This window comes from Bradyrhizobium sp. SHOUNA76, assembly GCF_023006445.1.
Lineage (GTDB): Bacteria > Pseudomonadota > Alphaproteobacteria > Rhizobiales > Xanthobacteraceae > Bradyrhizobium.
Genome location: NZ_JALBHA010000860.1, coordinates 1 through 1,475 on the forward strand (window position 1 = coordinate 1; position 1,475 = coordinate 1,475).

At 64.4% G+C, this 1,475-nt stretch carries 2 protein-coding genes and 1 pseudogene; 1 reads left to right on the forward strand and 2 read right to left on the reverse strand.

Annotated features, from left to right (window positions below; genetic code table 11):
• Both MOV74_RS37970 and MOV74_RS37975 read right to left on the reverse strand, forming a co-directional pair.
• On the reverse strand, positions 1-172 hold a 172-nt coding region (locus MOV74_RS37970; protein WP_246932620.1), incomplete at its 3' end, for an FAD-dependent oxidoreductase.
• A gap of 19 nt (positions 173-191) precedes the next feature.
• Entirely contained in the window at positions 192-437 is a 246-nt protein-coding gene (locus MOV74_RS37975) for a zinc-finger domain-containing protein (RefSeq protein ID WP_007602543.1), read from the reverse strand.
• Positions 438-741: 304 nt separating this feature from the next.
• Between MOV74_RS37975 and MOV74_RS37980 the strand changes: the two are divergent.
• A pseudogene (locus MOV74_RS37980) lies at positions 742-1,475 on the forward strand (hypothetical protein); the annotation flags it as partial.

Genomic DNA, 1,475 nt, shown 5'->3' on the forward strand with positions numbered 1-1,475 from the left:
CGACCAGCACGCGGCTGGCATTGGGCGAGAGCTGCAGGCCGGCGCCGACTTCCTCGAGGCGCTCGGCCTTTTCCAGCACGACGATCCGGAAGCCGCGGTTTGCGAGCGCAAGCGCAGCCGTCAGTCCACCGATGCCGGCACCGGCGATGACAATCGTTCGGGAGAGCGCCACCCCTGACCGATGGAAGCGGTCAGGCCACCTTGTCCTTCAGGACGCATTCCGGCGGACGGGCTTCGCCTGCCTTCAGGTCGGCCGCGAACCGGTACAGCGTCGAGCAGTAGGGGCAGATGATCTCGTTGTCGTTGCCGAGGTCGAGGAAGACGTGAGGATGGTCGAACGGAGGGTTGGCGCCTACGCACATGAACTCTTGCGAGCCGATCTCGATGACGGGGACACCGGCATCGTTGTGGAAGTGCGGGACGACATGGTCGGACATCGAACTCATCCTGGAGTGGCAATGGCGGCAGACACAATCACGAACTGACGCGGCATCTTTAAGGCGCCGCGGACCATACTGGCGGGTGCAGACGATTGCTAGTCCAGCGGAACCGAAAGCCCCGCAATTACCCCATGCTCATTTGCTCATGCAAATTCGACACAATCTTGAGGCCTGAGAGAAGCCCTTCTTTCGTCGGGGACGTTGTGTCGCAATTTTGGCATACTATGTCTGTGGACGAGCGCAATTGGCGACCAGAGACGAATCAATCGTCAACGATTTCAGGACCGTCCAGGTTTCCCGCATGAAGTGGCTGCGAATCAGCACAGCGTTGACCGGTATCGCGGCGTGCAGCTTCATGCTCGCGCAGGTAGCGCCGCACGCCCGTGAGGCGGGCACGATCCTCGCCGCCCAGGATGATCCGGCCGTGCTCTCCGAGCTCAAGCTCGATGCGCTGCTGCAGCGGAATGACCGGCTGGTTCAGGACAACATTGAGGCCGCGCTCGCCGCCGATGACGCCGATCTCGCCGACAGTTTTGTGGCGTTGGCGCGCGACCGGAACATCGCGTTGCCGGACGACCTCCTGAGCCGCGTGAGCGATGCGGTCAAGGAACAGAATTCCACCTCGTATTTCGCAAAGCGCTTTGCCACCGGCCTCGTCACCGGCAACGCCGACGATGTCGCGAGCCTGTCCGGGACGGTGGCCGGGGATCTCTTCGTGATCGGCGACATCAGGGACGTCGTGCGGGAGGGCAAGCACCTCGCCATGGGCGAGGACACCGATCGCCTGGTGCTCGGCCTCGCGACGGCCGGCCTTGCGGTGACTGCGGCAACGTATGTGTCCGTCGGTGGCGCTGCGCCCGTGCGCGCCGGACTGACGCTGGTCAAGGACGCCCGCAAGGTGGGGCGGCTCAGTGAGAGCCTTGCGGCATGGGCCGGACGCTCCGCGCGCGAGGTGGTCGATACGCCGATGCTCCAGAACGCCGTGGCCAAGGGCTCCGTGTTCCGCCCCGGCGAGACCGTCACCGCCATCAAGGC